The sequence below is a fragment of the Burkholderia sp. Se-20373 genome, from assembly GCF_017104705.1.
Taxonomy (GTDB): Bacteria; Pseudomonadota; Gammaproteobacteria; order Burkholderiales; family Burkholderiaceae; genus Burkholderia.
In genome coordinates this window covers 66998-84251 of the sequence record NZ_JAAGPH010000015.1, presented here as the reverse complement: position 1 = coordinate 84251, position 17254 = coordinate 66998, and the positions used below count along the sequence as shown (strand labels likewise).

The 17254-nt window shown below is 65.0% G+C and carries 10 protein-coding genes; all 10 read right to left on the bottom strand.

The features are described 5' to 3' along the window. Positions 1-215 precede the first annotated feature (215 nt). On the bottom strand, positions 216-4868 hold the full coding sequence (locus G3N96_RS08225; RefSeq protein ID WP_206136897.1) for an RHS repeat-associated core domain-containing protein: 4653 nt from the start codon (positions 4866-4868) through the stop codon (positions 216-218). 12 nt (positions 4869-4880) lie between these two features. Next, entirely contained in the window at positions 4881-6146 is a 1266-nt protein-coding gene (locus tag G3N96_RS08220) for a hypothetical protein (protein WP_241022547.1), read from the bottom strand. A 15-nt stretch (positions 6147-6161) separates the two neighbouring features. Continuing rightward, positions 6162-8366, bottom strand: a complete 2205-nt coding sequence (tssI, locus tag G3N96_RS08215) for a type VI secretion system tip protein VgrG (protein ID WP_206136895.1) — start codon at positions 8364-8366, stop codon at positions 6162-6164. Further along, positions 8363-11026: a type VI secretion system ATPase TssH gene (gene tssH, locus G3N96_RS08210; protein ID WP_206136894.1), complete on the bottom strand. Its 2664-nt coding sequence runs from the start codon at positions 11024-11026 to the stop codon at positions 8363-8365. The genes tssI and tssH overlap by 4 nt, the downstream gene beginning before the upstream one ends. A 12-nt stretch (positions 11027-11038) precedes the next feature. Next, entirely contained in the window at positions 11039-12130 is a 1092-nt protein-coding gene (gene tssG, locus G3N96_RS08205; protein WP_206136893.1) for a type VI secretion system baseplate subunit TssG, read from the bottom strand. Then, the gene (gene tssF / locus G3N96_RS08200) at positions 12127-13998 is read right to left on the bottom strand and encodes a type VI secretion system baseplate subunit TssF (RefSeq protein ID WP_206136892.1); all 1872 of its coding nucleotides are present in this window, start codon (positions 13996-13998) and stop codon (positions 12127-12129) included. Before tssF ends, tssG begins: the two co-directional genes overlap by 4 nt. Before the next feature lie 4 nt (positions 13999-14002). Beyond that, positions 14003-14551 (bottom strand): type VI secretion system baseplate subunit TssE, encoded by a 549-nt coding sequence (tssE, locus tag G3N96_RS08195; RefSeq protein WP_206136891.1) that lies wholly within the window; start codon positions 14549-14551, stop codon positions 14003-14005. A 16-nt stretch (positions 14552-14567) separates the two neighbouring features. Further along, positions 14568-15059 (bottom strand): type VI secretion system tube protein Hcp, encoded by a 492-nt coding sequence (locus G3N96_RS08190; RefSeq protein WP_027791618.1) that lies wholly within the window; start codon positions 15057-15059, stop codon positions 14568-14570. 71 nt (positions 15060-15130) lie between these two features. Continuing rightward, a complete protein-coding gene (gene tssC / locus G3N96_RS08185; RefSeq protein WP_046547841.1) occupies positions 15131-16639 on the bottom strand; it encodes a type VI secretion system contractile sheath large subunit in 1509 nt (502 codons plus the stop codon). After that, positions 16632-17186 (bottom strand): type VI secretion system contractile sheath small subunit, encoded by a 555-nt coding sequence (gene tssB / locus G3N96_RS08180; RefSeq protein ID WP_011355191.1) that lies wholly within the window; start codon positions 17184-17186, stop codon positions 16632-16634. Before tssB ends, tssC begins: the two co-directional genes overlap by 8 nt. Between the last annotated feature and the right edge of the window lie 68 nt (positions 17187-17254).

Here is a 17254-nt window from a genome sequence, read left to right as displayed (position 1 = left end):
GTGTCACCAATCCGGCTGGCTGCATGGTCGGCTCCGCGCTCGCTCAACGAGCCGTCCAGCATGCCAGCAGTCAAAAACACGACATCTGTAAATAGCCAGAACACGACATTAGGATATGGCTGCTACAGATTTTTCAGTCGATAATTCACGTTATGTCAAATAAGATTCATCCGAGTTCACCGGACTCGTCAACGACGGCCGTAGAGTCTTCCACTTCACGGAGCGATATCGGGACAACTCCAGCCATTCTTATGTCTGAACGCCTTGAGCACGCTCGGAAGATCCATATTGAAGACCGCCATGAGACGGATCGATACGCGTTCGAGATTCTTGTCCGCCGGAAAGAATCCTCGGTGCTGCAAATGATGGACCGTATGAACTGCCGATTGCTCGACATTCGGTCGGCATCGCTCGTCGCACGGCATTCGCTCTGTTATGAGCAGTCCGGACGGCAAGGCCGTCACGCCATCGCCTCCTGCGATAACTTCCTCGGTATGCACATCGATGCCGACCTTGTTCTTGGCCTTGGGAATATTGAATGCGTATTGCTCAGGATTGCCGCTATCCGGGATGAATCCACCGAAGTTCCTATTGGGATCCAGAATGGCTTTGCGTCCAGCCTCACCGCTGTTCCATTCGGTATGCAGCCAGTCCGTAGCCCCCTGACCGAACGACGTGATGCCAATGTAGTGTATGAGTCCCGTGGGATCGATCCATGCCAGCGGATTGGGTGCATACGCATACAAATTATTGCCGCCGCGCAAGCCGATTGGATCGGCACACATGAAATTTCCGGAAGCCGGGCCATAGTATCGATGGCGGTTATAGTGCAGACCAGTTTCATCATCGTAGTATTGCCCTTGAAATCGCAAAGGTTGATGGGCGTGGCCTGTTTCCGCCGGCGGGTTTTCGGTACCCCACGGATCGAATCGCCCTTCCCATGTCACCGAGCCATTGTCGTCGATCACTCTTGCGGGCAAGCCGTTGGGATCCAGATAGAACCATCCGAAGGTCGTATCGCTCAGACTGGCCGTGCCGACTCCTTTGTGGCCTGTAGTGTGTTCGAAGTCGTATGAGCGTGAAATACTCGTCAACGGCCGGAATGTACCTGGGTAATAAATCCACTCTTGCACCGTACCTCGAAATTGAGTTTCGTTGGAGTTGGCATTCGATTGGGCAGGCTCGCGTTCGCGATTCATGGCACCGCTCACCGTATGCTCGGCCACAAGCGTGTCGCCGTCCCAGAAGAAGTTCGTGGTCGTCACGCTCTCGTTAGATGCGTCCGCGTGCAATGGTTCGGCGGATCTCGTCGTCGTTATTTTTCTGACGCGGCGACCGAAAACATCGTAGTCGTAGCAGGTAGCGACGGTGGCCTCGGTATGTAGAGAACCATATTCGTCGATTTCTTGCCGTCGGGAAGATGTGTTGATCAACTGGCTCGTCGCATCCCATCCCAAGGTCAGTTCATGGCGATCGACCGTCAGTGCACAAACATGTCCGGCATGATCGAATGCGCGCCACCCGTTTCCATCCAGAATGACTCGTTGCGAACGGAGGAGGTTTTCAGGAAACGGTGACGCTTCATGATGGACTCTGTGTGGTCCGGATTCCATTGCGAGGTTGCCGGTCGGGTCGTACTTGAACCGGCGGCGGACGCCCGCCGCGTCGTCATGTCCAATCAAATGCCCAAAGGCATCATATTCGTATCGCTCGGCCATTGACCAGGAGTTGTGTTTCTCGGACGGCTCACCATGATCGTCATACAGATATTCACTGGAAAACAACTCACGAGTTCCATGCATCATCCTTTGCGCGGTCAACTGCCCGTTTGCTGTCCAGTTGAATTCGCGTCCGAGGTTCGCGGTCAGTCGTTCGCGGAAAACATTGCCGTTCGCGTCTCGTTCCAGCACGATCGGCAACCCGTCGTCAATCTGGAGCGATTCGAGCAACCCCGACGCACGGTAGGCGTAGCGAATCGTGCGGACCAGTACTTCGGTACCGATTCTAAGTCGGGTGACGCGTTCGATCGGCGCACGCGTCACGTCGTACGTCCACGCTATGGTGAAATCGTCGCCCTGCTTCTCTTCGACGAGCCGCCCCGAATCATCGTATCGCCGTTCGATGTGGCTATCGGGATTGTTCGCTGAAACCAGGTTGTCGCCGCGATCGTATTCGAATGTCTCGACCCGAACGGCGTCGGACTGTCGCGGATCCGAAACACGCTTCCTAACGATTCGTCCCAGGGTATCCGTCTCGTAGGCAATCGCCCCGCCAATGCCATTCGTCGTGGCCAGCAGCCGACCGCCGAGACTATATTCGTAGGTACGCACGTTCCCGTGGTAATCGGTGGCTCTGACTATCCCGCCGTTCGCGTCTCGCAGCAGTGCATAGCACTCGCCCTTTTCGTTGACGATTTCGATCACCCGCCCCTCGGTGTCGTAGCGATACTCGACAACGGATCCATCTGGCGCAGTACGGGCAATGATTTGCCCGATGTCCGAATAGCGAGCCGAGAACAAGCCGCCGGCGTGGTCCCGGTATCCGATCAGGTTGTCGTCGGCGTCGTAGGCGCAGTGAATTTCACCCCCGCCCGAGGTCCACGCCTGTTTCAGGTTGCCCACGCGATCATACTCATAGCGCTGACTACGCCCGGTTTCGTCATCGACGCGTATCGTATTTCCACGAGCATCGTATTCGTATCTGACTCGCGATCCGCTTGAGTCGATGATTTCGGCCAGGTTGCCGTCCTGGTCGTAGGAGAATGTGGACACGGCGTCGATGGGCCCAACGCTTGACACAAGTTGACCGCTGCGGTCGTATTCGAATTTGTATATTGCTTGCGCGGGTGTTTGTTGAGCAATCAGGTTGCCGACCGCATCCCATTCATAATGCCATTTCCGGCCGTCGGGCAGCGTGACGGTAGACGGTCGTCCATGCTTATCAAGCGTGACCCGAGTCGCACTTCCATCGGGCCGATACTCGGCCAGGAGATTGGCATCGTCGTCATATTCCCATCGGTATGTGTGTCCGTCCGGATCGGTTTCCGCACAAGTTCGACCCCGTTCGTCATATCGATACGACGATACGCCGCCGAGCGGATCAATGAGCGAGACCGGCATGCCGCGCGAGTTGATTTGCATGATCGATGTGTGTCCAAGCGAATTGGTGATACGTGTTTCACCCAGACGGACGTCGTAGTCGAATCGATAATCGAATAATCCATCTCGTCCCCACGCATGATCGACGCGCCATTTTCCGTCTTGCTGTTGACGATAGCTGTACCGGAATGAGGCGCCAAGGGCATTGGTGTGACACGTCATCATGTGCCCGTCGATATACTCGAACCGACGGTCGTGCCCCAGCGCGTCGAACGCAACAGCGAGATTTCCGTCTCGGTCGTATTCATAGTTCACCAGTGGATGAGGGCGCCCTTCCGTATCGATCAATGTCATCGACGAGAGCCGATCGACGCGGTGTTCGCGATTGCCATCGATGCATTCGTTTATGCAACATTCGATCCTGCGTCCGGTCAACCCGTCGCCTCGCCACTCTACTATCCGCAATGGCTGCCCTTCGGGGCGCCGCACGAATTCCCACGCGTTGCCGGATGGATCGGAAATGTGTTGCACGAGGAATGTCACCGGGCGTCCGCTCGTGGGCCAAAGCGGGGCGTGGGGTATCGCGTAGACGTACTCAATTCCGGTGCGGGTTCTCAACGTCAGCAATTCGCCGCAGCGGTACAGTGCGTGACCGTACTGCCAGTCGCGAATGCGTGCCGGCCATCCACCGTCGTCCGGTATCGAGTCGAAGGCTGTGGTGTGGTCTGGAAAGTGTGCAATGAGCCCGGTCGCACCGTCATATACGACCCACTCGAGGCGAATATCGGCCGGTGTTTGCCAGCCCACGCCGACTACGCCGGCGCCGGTATTGCCACTGATGTAGCGGCGAACCCAGGTCAAAGGTAGTCGACCGGCGACGGTGAAATCCTCCTGTCGGACAACGACCTCGCCTGTCGTTGTATCAACCGGCTCCGCATGCAGCACCTTACACTTGAGAAAACCCGGCTTCAAATGCAGCTTGTCCGCCAGCGTCTTCGCCCACTCCGACCCGCGGAACGCCTTGAACAATCCCTTCGCCAGCGCCGCCATATTGACGATCGGCGGTCCACCAACCAGCACCGGGCGTCCGGTCGGAATCGGCAGCATGAACGACGTCGGCAACGACAGATGCTCGCGCTTCGTATGCGCTCCGTTGTGCGCGGGCGGTTCCAGCCCGACCGCCCAGCAACTCATCGCCGGCAGCGCCAGGAACGCCATCGGGTCGTTGTTCGCGAGCACGGTCTTGCTGCCCATGTAAGCTTCCGCGTCGTTCGACGGGTCCGGATCGGGTGGCGCGAACGATTCGCCGAGCGGAAAATGCAGCGCCGGCGCATGGAATGCATGCGTACCCGCGGTCGCCCGCAGCATCCCGTTTACGAAGATCGGCCGACCCGCGATGCTGCCCATCCCGACGCCCGCCCCCACCGCGTTTGCGATATCGCCCGCAGTCTTTGCCCCCTTCAACGCTTGGGCAACAGTGGGATCCTTCGCCAGTTTCTGAAGCTCGCCGGAAACGGCATGGGCTGTGTCCTCGAGCTTCTTCGCGTCGTCCGGATGGTCTTCAAGATATTCAACCGCCTTTTCCTCGATGATCGTGAAGGCGATCGCACCAATGACGCCCAATGCAGCGTTCACATATTCGCGCAGGTCAAGCATGAACCCGACATGGGGATGCGGCAGGAATACCGGTGTCGGACTCGGCGCCACCAATACCGAATGCAGGTCGACACCGACGACCGGATCGAGATGTTTGACCGCGGGCAATCCCATGGGCGTCTCCGTTCAGCCGCCGCGCAAGGCGGCGACTTTCTCGCGGAGTTCGGCGCGACGCCGGTCGAACGCCCCGACCTGCGACACCATCCACTCGACGACGAGTTGCAGGTTGCTGTTCAGGCGTGTCGCGTCGTCCAGCGTCAAGCCCGCATCAAGTGCATTGAAGCCGGCTTCCAGCGCGTGCTCGCGCTCCCCTGCCCGCTCCCAGCATACGGCGCTCATGCGCCACGCTTCGACGGTCATCAACGCATCCTGCGCGGCGGCCGTCGACGCGGCCGCCCGCTCGTAGCAGTAAGCGGCGCGCGCATGATCCTTCACCATCAGATGCACGCTCGCCTCGCCGAACAATCCGTTGGCGACGAGCTTCCAGCCGGCCGGATGTCCGGCGTTCACCGCATGCGTGCCGCTTTCCGCTGCTTGCCGATACGCATCGACGGCATGCTCGTGGTCGCGCCATTTCAGATATGCGGCACCCGCAATTAGATGTACGACGACGCACTGGTCGAACCACTTCTCGCGCCCGGCCACTTCCAGCGCCGCCGCGCGAAGTGCTTCGAGACGCGCGGGATTTCCGCCTTTTACCGTCTCGCTCATCGTGACGAACAGCCGCCGGAATTCGCCGCTCGATCCGCGTTCACCCGACTCCGCGAGCAGTTCGCGCGGCACGCTCGCCATCGAATACCGGCCGTGCACGATGCTGACCAGATTCGGATGATGCTGAACCAGCGGCGCGAGCGGCTCGATAACCGTGCGTGGCACGACGAAGCGCACGCGCTCACCCAGTTGCGGCGTCGCGGCGAGGGTCGACAGCAGGCCATCCATCCACTGCACCCATGCGGATTCGTCATCCGTGCGGGACGGCGCGAGCACTAATACCAGTGCCGGGAACACATCCGGGTGATGTTCGATCAGGCTGGTGGCCACGGTGAACAGGTAACGGACCGGATCGACGCCGTCGAAAAACGGCGGCTGCCAGTCAGTACGGATTCCCGCTGCGTCGGATGCAGCGTGGCGGCTGTCGTAGAAGGCAATCAGCTCGTCGGCCAACGCCTGTGCGTAGCGCGTTTCGGTCACGAACGCCGTGCGCATCGTTTGAACCGCGCACGACGTGTCCTCCTGAGCCTGAAAATACAACCGCACGAGCGGAGAATCCGCTTCATCCGTGTACCAGATCATCAACCGAGCGGCCTTGTCCTTCGCGAAACGCATCCAGTCCGAATGCGCGTCCATGAACCTGCGCTCAACGGGATTGGTCGGCTGCCAGTTCTGCTGCATTCGTGCGGACCTCCATCATGGATTCAGTTTCAGGACGGTGCCTTCTACCGTATGCTCGCCCGTGGCCGACGACGTCACCGTCGTTCCGCGCACACTGTGGCTTTCGGTACCGGTCGATGCGACATTGACGCCCTGGATCATGATCGTGCCGTCGCGCTTCATCACGATGCTGGACATCCCGCAGACGAGCGAAAGCTGGTCGCCGGCGTTGACGGTCACCTGATGCTGCACGTTCGTCGTATGGCTCGCACCGACGTTGACGGTGTGTTCGCCGCCGACCGTGTGCGTATGGGCGTTCGCGATCGTCGACGTTCGCGTGCCGATTTCCTCGGTATGCGTGGAGGCGACCTGCGTCTTCATGTCCTGAGACGTCGTGTGATAAAGCTGCGCGACGCTCAACGTCTTGCCCTCGCCGATCGTTTCGGTCTTGGCTTTGGCGACCGTCTCGGTATGCACACCACCGATGGTCGCGTCACGATTCGCGGCGATCGTCACCGTTTCGTTCTGCCCGACCGTCCGCGTCCGGTTGCCGACAACCCCATGCGTCTCGTTCGCCCCGATCTGCGCGACCCGGTTCTGCCCGATATTCACCGTCTCGTTTTGCCCGACACTCCGTTGCCGGTTGTTCTTCACCTGCATCGTTTCGTCGTTCCCGACCGTATGCGTATGGTTGTTCCCGACGGACAGCGAATGATCGAGCTCCGTCTCCGCATCGAAATTTCGCTCGGCATGCATCCACAGTTGCTCGGCGCCCTTCTTGTCCTCGAACCGGAATGCATTGGCGTGGTCGGTCGTCCCACCCGGCGACGACCGCGACAGCAGCCCGCTCTGCGTCGCACTTCCGGGCAACCCCCACGGCGGCATCTTCTCGCCGTTGAAAACCCGCCCGGTGACGATCGGCTCATCGGGATCGCCATTCAGAAAATCGACCACCACCTCGTCGCCCACCCGCGGAATCTGCACGCCCCCGAACCCACCCCCGGCCCAGGGACTCGACACCCGCACCCAGCACGACGAATCCTGATTGCTCTGCCCATACCGATCCCAACGGAACTGCAGCTTCACGCGCCCGTACTGGTCGGTCCAGATTTCCTCCCCAGGCGGCCCGACGACAGTGGCCGTCTGCGGCCCGTTGGTGCGCGGCCGCGGCGTCTCGCGCGGCGACCGGTAAGGCAGGCTCGACGGCTGCACGAGCATCATCGTCTGATGCACGACGGCCTCCGCACCTTGGTCGCTCGCATACGCGTTTTCCTGAAACCGGTACTGGCAGCGCACGATCAGGTACTCGCGGTTCTGGTCGGCGCGCGGGCAATGTTCGAGCGTGAACAGATACCCGGGCGCGACACCCCGCACGTCGGTATCGGCGTTCGCCCGCTCATGTTCGGCCTGCTGTTCCTCGAGCCGCACGCGGCTGTAATGCGCGCCTGGCGCATCGTCGCGATAACCACCCGGCCACTCGAACGACGCAAAACCGTCGTGATCGTGCCCACGCGGATCGACCTTCTGCGACGAAAGATCGGCGCGCGGCTTCGTATAATCGTAGTCGGTGGTCTGGTGCCGGCCGACGCTCACCGCCTGCGCGGGCAGCCAGCCGTCGATGTGCTCCTCGTCGGCGATCGCGGTGCGGTCGCGCGCGATGTACGGAATCGTCTCGTAGCCGGGCAGCACCGTATGCGACGACATCGCGTCGCCGAGCATCAGCGTATGCGTGTCCTCCGCATGCCGGAACCAGAAGTAGATCCCCTCGAACTCCATCAGCCGCGACACGAACGCGGCATCGGTCTCGTTGTACTGCACGCAATAGTCGCGCGGCACATACGATTCGGCGAGGTGGTTCTCGATCGGAAAGCCGTACGTCGACAGCACCTCCTGCACGATCTCGGGCACGGTCTTGTTCTGGAAGATTCGGCAATCGGAGCGGCGCGTCGCGAGCCACAGCCATGGGCGCACGATCAGCTCGTAGCCGTAGTAGCGCTCGGCGCGCCGGCCGCAAAGCGATGCGCGCGCAACGATCCCGTTCAGGTACCGGGTCGACAGGTCCTGCTGTTCGATCCGGACCGTCACGGGCTTGCCGAGCAGGTCCTTGAGCGACAGGCTGTGACTGTCGGCGAGCGCCTCGATCCGGAATTCGAACAGGCGGCCGAGTTCATCGCTGCCGTCGAGCGTATGGAATTTGAGGTCGTCGCCGTGCGGGCTGTCGAGTGTGAATACGCGATTCAAGTCGATTCCTCCTCGTCGAACCGGTACGTGAATTCGCCGTCGGCGGCGCTCAGCTCGATCGACGACAGCGTGCGGCCCTCGAGCGTGGCCTCCAGGATCGCGCGACCGATGCGCGGCATCACGGTGTGCGTGAGGATCGCGTCGACCATCCGGCCGCCGGATTCGATCGTCCGGCAACGCTCGACGACCAGCGCGGTCGCCGCATCGGTGCAGCGCAGCCGGATGCCGTGGTGCGCGTCGATCCGCTGCTCGATCCGCCGCAATTGCAACGCGACGATCCGCGCGAGCGTCGCGTCGGTGAGCGGGTAGTACGGCACGACCGTCAACCGGCCGAGCAGCGCCGCAGGAAACACGTCGAGCAGCGGCGCGCGCAGCGCATCGGCGAGCGTCTGCACGTCGGGCAGGCGCTCGGGGTCGCGGCACAGCTGCATCACGCGATCGGCGCCGACGTTCGAGGTCAGCAGGATCACCGTATGCCGGAAATCGATGTCGCGCCCCTCGCCGTCCTCCATCCAGCCCTTGTCGAATACCTGGAAGAAAATCTCGTGCACGTCGCGGTGCGCCTTCTCGATCTCGTCGAGCAGCACGACGCTGTACGGGCGGCGGCGCACGGCTTCGGTGAGCACGCCGCCCTGCCCGTAGCCCACGTAGCCGGGCGGCGCGCCCTTCAGCGTCGACACGGTATGCGCTTCCTGGAATTCGCTCATGTTGATCGTGATCGCGTTGTGTTCGCCGCCGTACAGCGTGTCGGCCAGCGCAAGCGCGGTCTCGGTCTTGCCGACGCCGGACGGCCCGCACAGCAGGAACACGCCATGCGGCTTCTTCGGATCGTCGAGCCTGGCGCGCGCGGTCTGGATGCGCTCGGCGATCAGTTCGACCGCGTGCTGCTGGCCGACGACGCGCTCGCCGAGCGTATCGGCGAGCTTCAGCACGGCCTGCGTTTCGTCGCGCACCATACGGCCGAGCGGAATGCCGGTCCAGTCGGCCACGACGGCGGCCACCGCGTGTGGGTCGACGGCCGGCAGCACGAGCGGTGCATCGCCCTGAAGGTCGGCCAGCGCCTGCTGGGCAGCCGAGAGACGGTTTTGCGCCGCAGCTCGTGCGTCCGCATCGAGTGCGTGGGACGGATCGTCGTCGAGCAGCAACGCGCGGGCATCGACGATCGCGGTCAAGGCGTCGCGTTCGGTTTGCCAGCGCGTGTCGAGCCGATCGAGTTCGGTTCGGGCGGTAGCAATGTCGTGCTCGATCGCATCGCGCCGCGTCGTATCGCCGGTGCCGAGCGCGCATTCGCGCGCGATCCGCTCCTGTTCGACGCGCAGGCTGTCGATGCGGCGACGCGCATCTTCGATCGGCGCGGGCACCGCGTGCTGGCTGACGGCGACGCGCGCGCAGGCCGTATCGAGCAGGCTGATCGCCTTGTCCGGCAACTGGCGAGCGGGAATGTAACGGTGCGACAGCGTGACGGCGGCCTCCAGCGCATCGTCGAGCACGAGCACGCGGTGATGGCGCTCGAGCTTCCCGGCGAGGCCGCGCAGCATCGTCAGCGCGGCCGCTTCTTCCGGTTCGTGTACGTGCACGAGCTGGAAACGCCGCGTCAGCGCCGGGTCCTTCTCGATGTACTGCTTGTACTCGGACCACGTGGTCGCGCCGATCGTGCGCAGCAGGCCGCGGGCGAGCGCGGGCTTCAGCAGGTTCGCGGCGTCGCCGGTGCCGGCGGCCCCGCCCGCGCCGACGAGCGTGTGGACTTCATCGATGAACAGGATCGCGGGCCGCTCGGACGACATCGCTTCGTCGATCACGCCACGCAGCCGGCTCTCGAATTCGCCCTTCACGCTCGCGCCGGCCTGCAGCAGCCCGATGTCGAGCAGGTACAGCGCGACGTCCTGCAGCGACGGCGGCACGTCGCGGGCGGCAATCCGCAGCGCGAAGCCTTCCGCGACCGCCGTCTTGCCGACGCCGGCCTCGCCGACCAGCAGCGGGTTGTTCTGCCGGCGTCGCAGCAGGATGTCGACGATCTGGCGAATCTCCGGATCGCGGCCGATCACCGGATCGATCTCGCCGGCCCGCGCGCGGGCGGTCAGGTCGACAGCGAAACGCGCGAGCGCCGAGCCGTCGGAGGCGGCGGCGGTCGCGCCGCGCATCGTCATGTCGCCGCCCGGCGCCGCCTGCCCGGCCGGTGGCGCCTCCGGCGAGCCTTCGACGATCGACGCGAGTTCGTCGGCGAGCACGTCCGGCACGATGCGCTCGAATTCGCGCGCGATCGCCAGCAACACGTTGCGCAACTGCGGTGTCTTCAGGATCGCGAGCAGCAGCACCGCGCCGCGAATGCGCGCCGCGTCGTACTTCAGCGTCGCGTAGACCCACGCGCGTTCGACCGCATCGTCGATGTGCACGGACAGATCCGACACCGAGCCCGCGCCGCGCGGCAGCTTGTCGAGCGCGGCAACGAGCCCGCGGTCGAGCGCGGCGTCGTCCACGCCGAAGTGGCGCAGCACGCGCGGCAGATCGCTGTCGGGCCGCTGCAGCATCTGCTTGAACCAGTGTGCAAGCTCGACGTACGGATTGCCGCGCAGCCGGCAGAAGCCGGTCGCCTGCTCGAGCGTCTCGTAGAGGAACGGATTCAGTTTTCCGAACAGGTTGGCGCGGCCGATATCGGACATGACGGTTCCCGGTTAGGCGGTTTCGCGATGAAGGGGGGCGCCGCCGCGCCGCACGTCGTAGCGGACGACGAGGTCGCGCGCCGGGCCGGGGTCGAGCCGTTGCCCGAGCCACGCGGTGCGGCCGATGCCCTGCGGCGCGCCGAGCGCGATCGCCGGCACCGCGTCGGCCGCCAGTTCGAGCTGCACGTCCCAGTCGAACTCGATGCCGACGTATTCGCGAACCCATTGCGCGAGCTGCCGCGCATGCGGGCCGCCCGGCAGGAAACGGCGGTACGCGTCGAGCGACAGCGGGCCGAGCACGATCCGGAAGCGCGACTGCGCATCGCGCACGGCCACACCGAGCGCGACGGCGCCGACCCGCAACGTCGGCCGCGTCGCGCGGATCGTGCAGCGCTGCGAACGTTCGATCGCGACCCACTGCGGCACGTGCTCGACGATGCGCGCCTCGACACCGAAATGCCGCCGCAGGATCTGCACGAGCCCTTCCGGGTTGCGCGTGTGCCGCACGAGATGGCCCGCGTGGAAATAGCGCGCGTGCGGCGCGAGCGTGTCGGCGTCGGCGTGGATGTCGGCTTTCGTGGTCGGCTTGTCGCCGTGTGCCGGCCGCCCGATCAGGCTCGCGACATAACCGTCGAACCGTGCGCGTTCCGGGCGATCGAGGCTCACCGTCGGCTGCGCGTCGGCCCACGCGCGGTAGAACAGCAGGATCAGCCGGTGATGGAACAGGTCGGCGAACGCGGCGAACGTCGGGTCGTCGTGCTGCGCCGCGCGTTCGTGCGCGTATTCGGTCAGATGCGTCGGCAGCGGCCCGTTCGGGCCGAACAGCCCGAACCCGTGGATCGCGATGCGCGGCGGCATGCCGCTGCCCTCGTCGCTCACGCCGGCCAGCATCGACGCCGCGAACGCGAGCGACGGCTGCTGCCCGAGCCGCACCGGCTCGTCACGCGGTCGCGTCGCATGGCCGAGCGGCGCGCGGCCGGGCGACAGCGCATCGAGCCAGCGCAGCGCCTGAAACAGGTCGTAACCATGCGGCGCGGCGCGCAGGCGTGCCCACCACGCGTCGCGGCGTGCGGGCTCGGTAGCCGGTGACATATCGCGCTTCATATCGCGGGCCGCCTGCCGATGCGCGCCGGCCAGTGTGCGAGCATGCCGCGCTGCGCACTGGTCAGCACGCATTCGGCGAACGCGTTGATCGACACGTGCCGCGCGAAGAACTGTTCGAGCACCGCGCCGAGCAGGAACGGGCTGTCGCCGGAGAACGCATGATCGTCGACGGTCACGTCGACCTGCACGCCGCGCCCGAACATCAGCGGGCCGGACGCCGGCAGCCGGCGGAACACCGGCGAGAACGCCACGCGCAGCACGCCGTCGATCTGCCGGCGCATCGCGGCATCGGCCGGGTCGGCATGCAGGCCGAGCAGTTCGCGCAGCGCATGCGCGCCCTCGTCGTCGTCGAGATCGGTCAGCGTGTGGCGTGCGAGCCCGAGATGGCGGATCAGCCGCCACGCGGTTTGCGCATCGGCGATCGGCGGGCGCGGCCGCGACGGGCCGCGGATCGCGACGATGTTCTCGACCGGGGCCGACACGCGCAGCGTGAACGTGTTCGCGTCGCCCGGCGGCTGCAGCAGCACGAGATCGCGATTCGTGCACAGGGTATCGGCCGCCAGGTAACGCATCGTTTCGTCGTACGGCGCGCACTGGCTGTCGACGAGCGACACGTAGGTCTCGCTGCCGACGTAGCCGGTGCGCGTGCCGTTCGCGCGTGCCTGAGCGGACACCAGCCGCGGTTCGCGCCGCACCGTGTAGTAAGCGCCGTGGTTGCCGTCGTCGCTCGCGAACGACGCGTGAAACGGCCGGAATTCGCGCGACCGGCCATCGTCGCGCTGCTCGCTCGCGAGCCGCTGCACCGCATAGACCTCGTAGTCGAGCGGCCGGCTGCGATCGACGACGACATGGTGCTCGCGCGCGCCCGGCTGCAGCGGAATGCGGTCGGCGCGGCGCGCGAACAGGTTCACGGCCGGCGTGCAGTTCAGCGCGAGGTGTTTCGCGCTGACGGCCGCTTCGAGTGCCGCGTCATGGCGGTCGAACAGCACGGTCAGCTCGAACGCGTCGCCGGTCGCGCGCGCGAGCGCGGCGCGCAGCCCGCCGACGCTGAAGAACAGGAAACGCGCCGGAAACGCGAAATACTCGCGCAGCAGCCGATAGCCGTGGAAGCTGCGGCCGTCGTCGGGCAGGATCGCCTGCGCGGGATCGAGGCCCTCGTGGACGATCGCGTCGGCATCGAGCGTATGCAGCCAGCGCGGCGGCTGCGCGGGATCGTGGCACACGACGCCGAGCGCATGCGCGGCGATCAGTTCGAGCAGGTGCAGCGCGTCGCGCTCGGGTCCCGCGAGATGAAACGTCAGCCGGTCGAGCGGCAACTGGGACAGTTTGGCGCCGCCGCGCGCCTCCAACCGGATGCGCAGCGCGCCACGTACGTCCTGACGCGCCGCGAACGCGCCGCGCGGCAACCACGACGGCGCACCGGTGACGGTCGCATCGGTCAGTTCGAGCGGCCACAGCGTCAGGTCGTGCGCGGTGCGGAATTCGCACGCGGTCTGCTCGGACGCGGCCGGACACGCGCGCAGCGCGGTGCCGGCCGGCAGCCGCCAGCCTTGCGCGAGGCTGCCTTCGTTCAGCAGCGGCGCGAACCGCACGATCGCCATCGACGGCAGCGGCGCGATATAGCCGGGATACACGGCATCGAGCAGCGCCTGCGTGAAGCGCGGAAACTCGGCGTCCATCTTGAGCTGCACGCGCGCGGTGAGGAAGCTGAAGCCTTCGAGCAGCCGCTCGACGTACGGGTCGGGCGGCCCCGATTCGTTGAGCCGCAGCCGCGCGGCCACTTTCGGGAACTGCTGCGCGAATTCGCCGCCGAGCTCGCGCAGGTACGCGAGTTCGCGGTTGTAGTAGTCGAGCAGGCGCGTATCCATCGCGTCAGGCCCCCGCCGCCGATTGCAGCGACATCGCGCCCGTCTCGAGATCGAGGTCGGAGCGCAGCACGAATTCGAGCGGATGCGGGATCGACCACAGCGTGCCGCGAATCTCGAACAGCAGCACGTTGTGGCGCCGTTCGCCGGCCCGGCCGCCGGCCGCGTCGACCACGCTGCGGACTTCGACGCTGTCGGGCGCGATGCGCGGCTCGAAGCGGAGGATCGCGTCGCGGATCGACGCCTCGACCGACATCCGCTCGACGCCCGACATCGGCTTGCCGACGAGCGGCCGCATCCCGTAGTTGAGCACCGACGCCTGCGCGTGCGCGAACGCCGACCAGTCGACGAAGCCGTCCTCGGCGTTGCGCGTGTTGAGCAGCCACGCGAGATCGCGCAGCACGGCCGCGCGCAGGCGTTCGGTGCCGATCCACTGCGCGCCGGGCGCTTCGGTGGCGCGCTGCGGCGTGTCGTCGGTGAGCCGGTCGAGCAGCGCGGGCTGGAGCCGGTCGCGCAGGCTGCCTTCCCGGCCGTCGCGGGTTCGCGGGTCGTCCATGGTCGTCTCCACGCCGTCACATCTCGGTGTTTTCCTTGATGTTCCAGCCGACGGTCACCTCCGCGCCCTTGCCGCCGTTGTCGTTCTGCTGCCAGTACTGCTTCTTCACCTTCGCGGCCTGGAAGCCGTAATGCATCATCAGCCGGTCGGCGACGTCGCCCGGATCGATGCCCGCGACCTGCGCGGACGTGACGAGCACCTCCTGCAGCGTCACGCGCATGAACTCGACCTGCGTGCCGCCCGTCTTGCACGCGGAGATCTCGACCGACGAAAGATGCTTGCCGTTCGCGCAGTTCTTGATGATCGCGGGCGCGCCCTTGTCCATGTACGCGGCGACGACGAGATCGTTGAAGCTCGCCTTGCCGGCATTGCCGCCGCTGCCGCTCGCCATCGCGCCCGGCTGGCTCGCGCCCCACGTGAACGACTGGATGTCGGTCCAGCCCTTGTGCTGCGCGTCCGCCGATTCGCCGGTCACGCCGTCCACCTTCATAAACATTGCCACGCCCATTGCCGTCTCCGTTTCAGTGCGATGTCAGGATGAATGCCGCGTTGGATGCCGATCGTTGCCTGCCGCGCCGCTCACTCGTTGGCCGCCTTCGCGGTCGGCAGCCGCGAGATGAGCCGCAGCGACACGGTGAGCCCTTCGAGCTGGTAGTGCGGCCGCAGGAAGAATTTCGACGTGTAGTAGCCGGGGTTGTCCTCGACCTCGTCGACGACCACCTGTGCGGCCGCGAGCGGCTTGCGCGCCTTGGTTTCCTGCGACGAGTTGATCGGGTCGCCGTCGACGTAGTTCATGATCCAGTCGTTCAGCCAGCGCTCCATGTCGTCGCGTTCGCGGAACGAGCCGATCTTGTCGCGCACGATGCACTTCAGGTAATGCGCGAAGCGGCAGCACGCGAACAGGTACGGCAGGCGGCCGGACAGCCGCGCGTTCGCGGTCGCGTCGGGATCGTGGTACTCGGCCGGCTGGTACAGCGACTGCGCGCCGATGAACGCCGCGAAATCCGAGTTCTTCCGGTGCACGAACGGCATGAAACCGTTCTTCGCGAGCTCGGCCTCGCGGCGGTCGCTGATCGCGATCTCCGTCGGGCATTTCTGGTCGACGCCGCCGTCGTCGGTCGGGAACGTATGGCTCGGCAGCCCTTCGACCGCCCCGCCCGATTCGACGCCGCGGATCGACGAACACCAGCCGAACTGCTTGAACGAGCGGTTGATGTTCGCGGCCATCGCGTACGCCGAGTTCGCCCACGTGTAGCGGTCGTGGTTCGCGGCGTCGGTGTCTTCCTCGAAGTCGAATTCGTCGACCGGATTGGTGCGCGCGCCGTACGGCAGCCGCGCGAGAAAGCGCGGCATCGCGAGGCCGATGTAGCGTGAATCCTCCGACTGCCGCAGGCTGCGCCACGCCGCGTATTCGGTGTTCTGGAAGATCTTCGTCAGGTCGCGCGGGTTCGACAGCTCCTGCCACGAATCCATCTGCATCAGCTCCGGCGATGCGCCGGCGATGAACGGCGCGTGCGCGGCCGCCGCAATCTTCGACAGCTCGCCGAGCATCTCGACGTCCGGCGGGCTGTGGTTGAAATGGAAATCGCCGACCAGGCAGCCGAACGGCTCGCCGCCGAACTGCCCGTATTCCTCTTCGTAGATCTTGCGGAACAGCGGGCTTTGGTCCCACGCGACGCCCTTGTAGCGCTTCAGCATCCGCGCGACCTCGTTGCGCGACGCCGGCAGCGCCTTGATCTTCAGCAGCTCGTCGGTCTCGGTGTGCGTGACGAGGTAATGCAGCCCGCGCCACGCGCCTTCGAGCGTCTGGAACTCGTTGTGATGCAGGATCTGGTTGATCTGCTCGGACAGCTTGCGGTCGATCTCCGCGATGATCTGCTTCACGCTGCCGTACGCGTCGGTCGTCATGCCGACCGTATGTTCGAGCGCCTGCTGCGCGAGTGTGCGCACCGCGCGCTCGACCGACTCGCGCGCCTCGGCCGTCTTCGGCTTGAATTCCTTCTGCAGCAGCGCGGCGAATTCGTCGTGCGCGACGGCCGGTTGCGCGGCGTCGCGCGTGTCCGCACGGGATTGGACGGGATCATTCATCGCGGGCCTCCGGTTGGGTCGCGTCGCCGCCCTGCGCGGGCTCGTGCGGGTTGCGCACGAGCGTCTTCAGCAGGTCGGGATCGTTGATCGCGCGCTCGATCAACTGCTCGGCGCCGTGCTTGCCGTCCATGTACGACAGCAGGTTCGACAGCTCGGTGCGCGCCTCCAGCAGCCGGCGCAGCGCGTCGACGTTGCGCGCGATCGCGGCCGGCGAGAAATCGTCGATCTGCTCGAACGTCATGTCGACGTTGAGCATCCCTTCGCCCGTCAACGTGTTCGGCACCTGGAACGCGACGCGCGGTGCGACCGATTTCATCCGCTCGTCGAAGTTGTCGACGTCGATCTCGAGAAATTTCCGCTCCGGCAAGTCCGGCAACGGCTCCGCACGCTTGCCCGCCAGGTCGGAAATCACGCCCATCACGAACGGCAACTGCACCTTGCGTTCCGCGCCGTAGGTCTCGACGTCGTACTCGATCTGCACGCGCGGCGCCCGATTGCGCGCGATGAACTTCTGTCCGCTGCCTGCCGCCTTGGTTCTGTCCGTCATCGTCCACTCCTTCACATCGATCAGGTTACGCAGTTGGTCGTCACCGCCCGCGTCGCGGCGGCGCTCGC

Bases quoted from the DNA above. Each gene is read 5' to 3' on its own strand.
- G3N96_RS08225 (WP_206136897.1), bottom strand. From the start codon at position 4,868: ATGGGATTGCCCGCGGTCAAACATCTCGATCCGGTCGTCGGTGTCGAC.
- G3N96_RS08220 (WP_241022547.1), bottom strand. From the start codon at position 6,146: ATGCAGCAGAACTGGCAGCCGACCAATCCCGTTGAGCGCAGGTTCATG.
- tssH (WP_206136894.1), bottom strand. From the start codon at position 11,026: ATGTCCGATATCGGCCGCGCCAACCTGTTCGGAAAACTGAATCCGTTC.
- tssG (WP_206136893.1), bottom strand. From the start codon at position 12,130: ATGAAGCGCGATATGTCACCGGCTACCGAGCCCGCACGCCGCGACGCG.
- tssF (WP_206136892.1), bottom strand. From the start codon at position 13,998: ATGGATACGCGCCTGCTCGACTACTACAACCGCGAACTCGCGTACCTG.
- tssE (WP_206136891.1), bottom strand. From the start codon at position 14,551: ATGGACGACCCGCGAACCCGCGACGGCCGGGAAGGCAGCCTGCGCGAC.
- G3N96_RS08190 (WP_027791618.1), bottom strand. From the start codon at position 15,059: ATGGGCGTGGCAATGTTTATGAAGGTGGACGGCGTGACCGGCGAATCG.
- tssC (WP_046547841.1), bottom strand. From the start codon at position 16,639: ATGAATGATCCCGTCCAATCCCGTGCGGACACGCGCGACGCCGCGCAA.
- tssB (WP_011355191.1), bottom strand. From the start codon at position 17,186: ATGACGGACAGAACCAAGGCGGCAGGCAGCGGACAGAAGTTCATCGCG.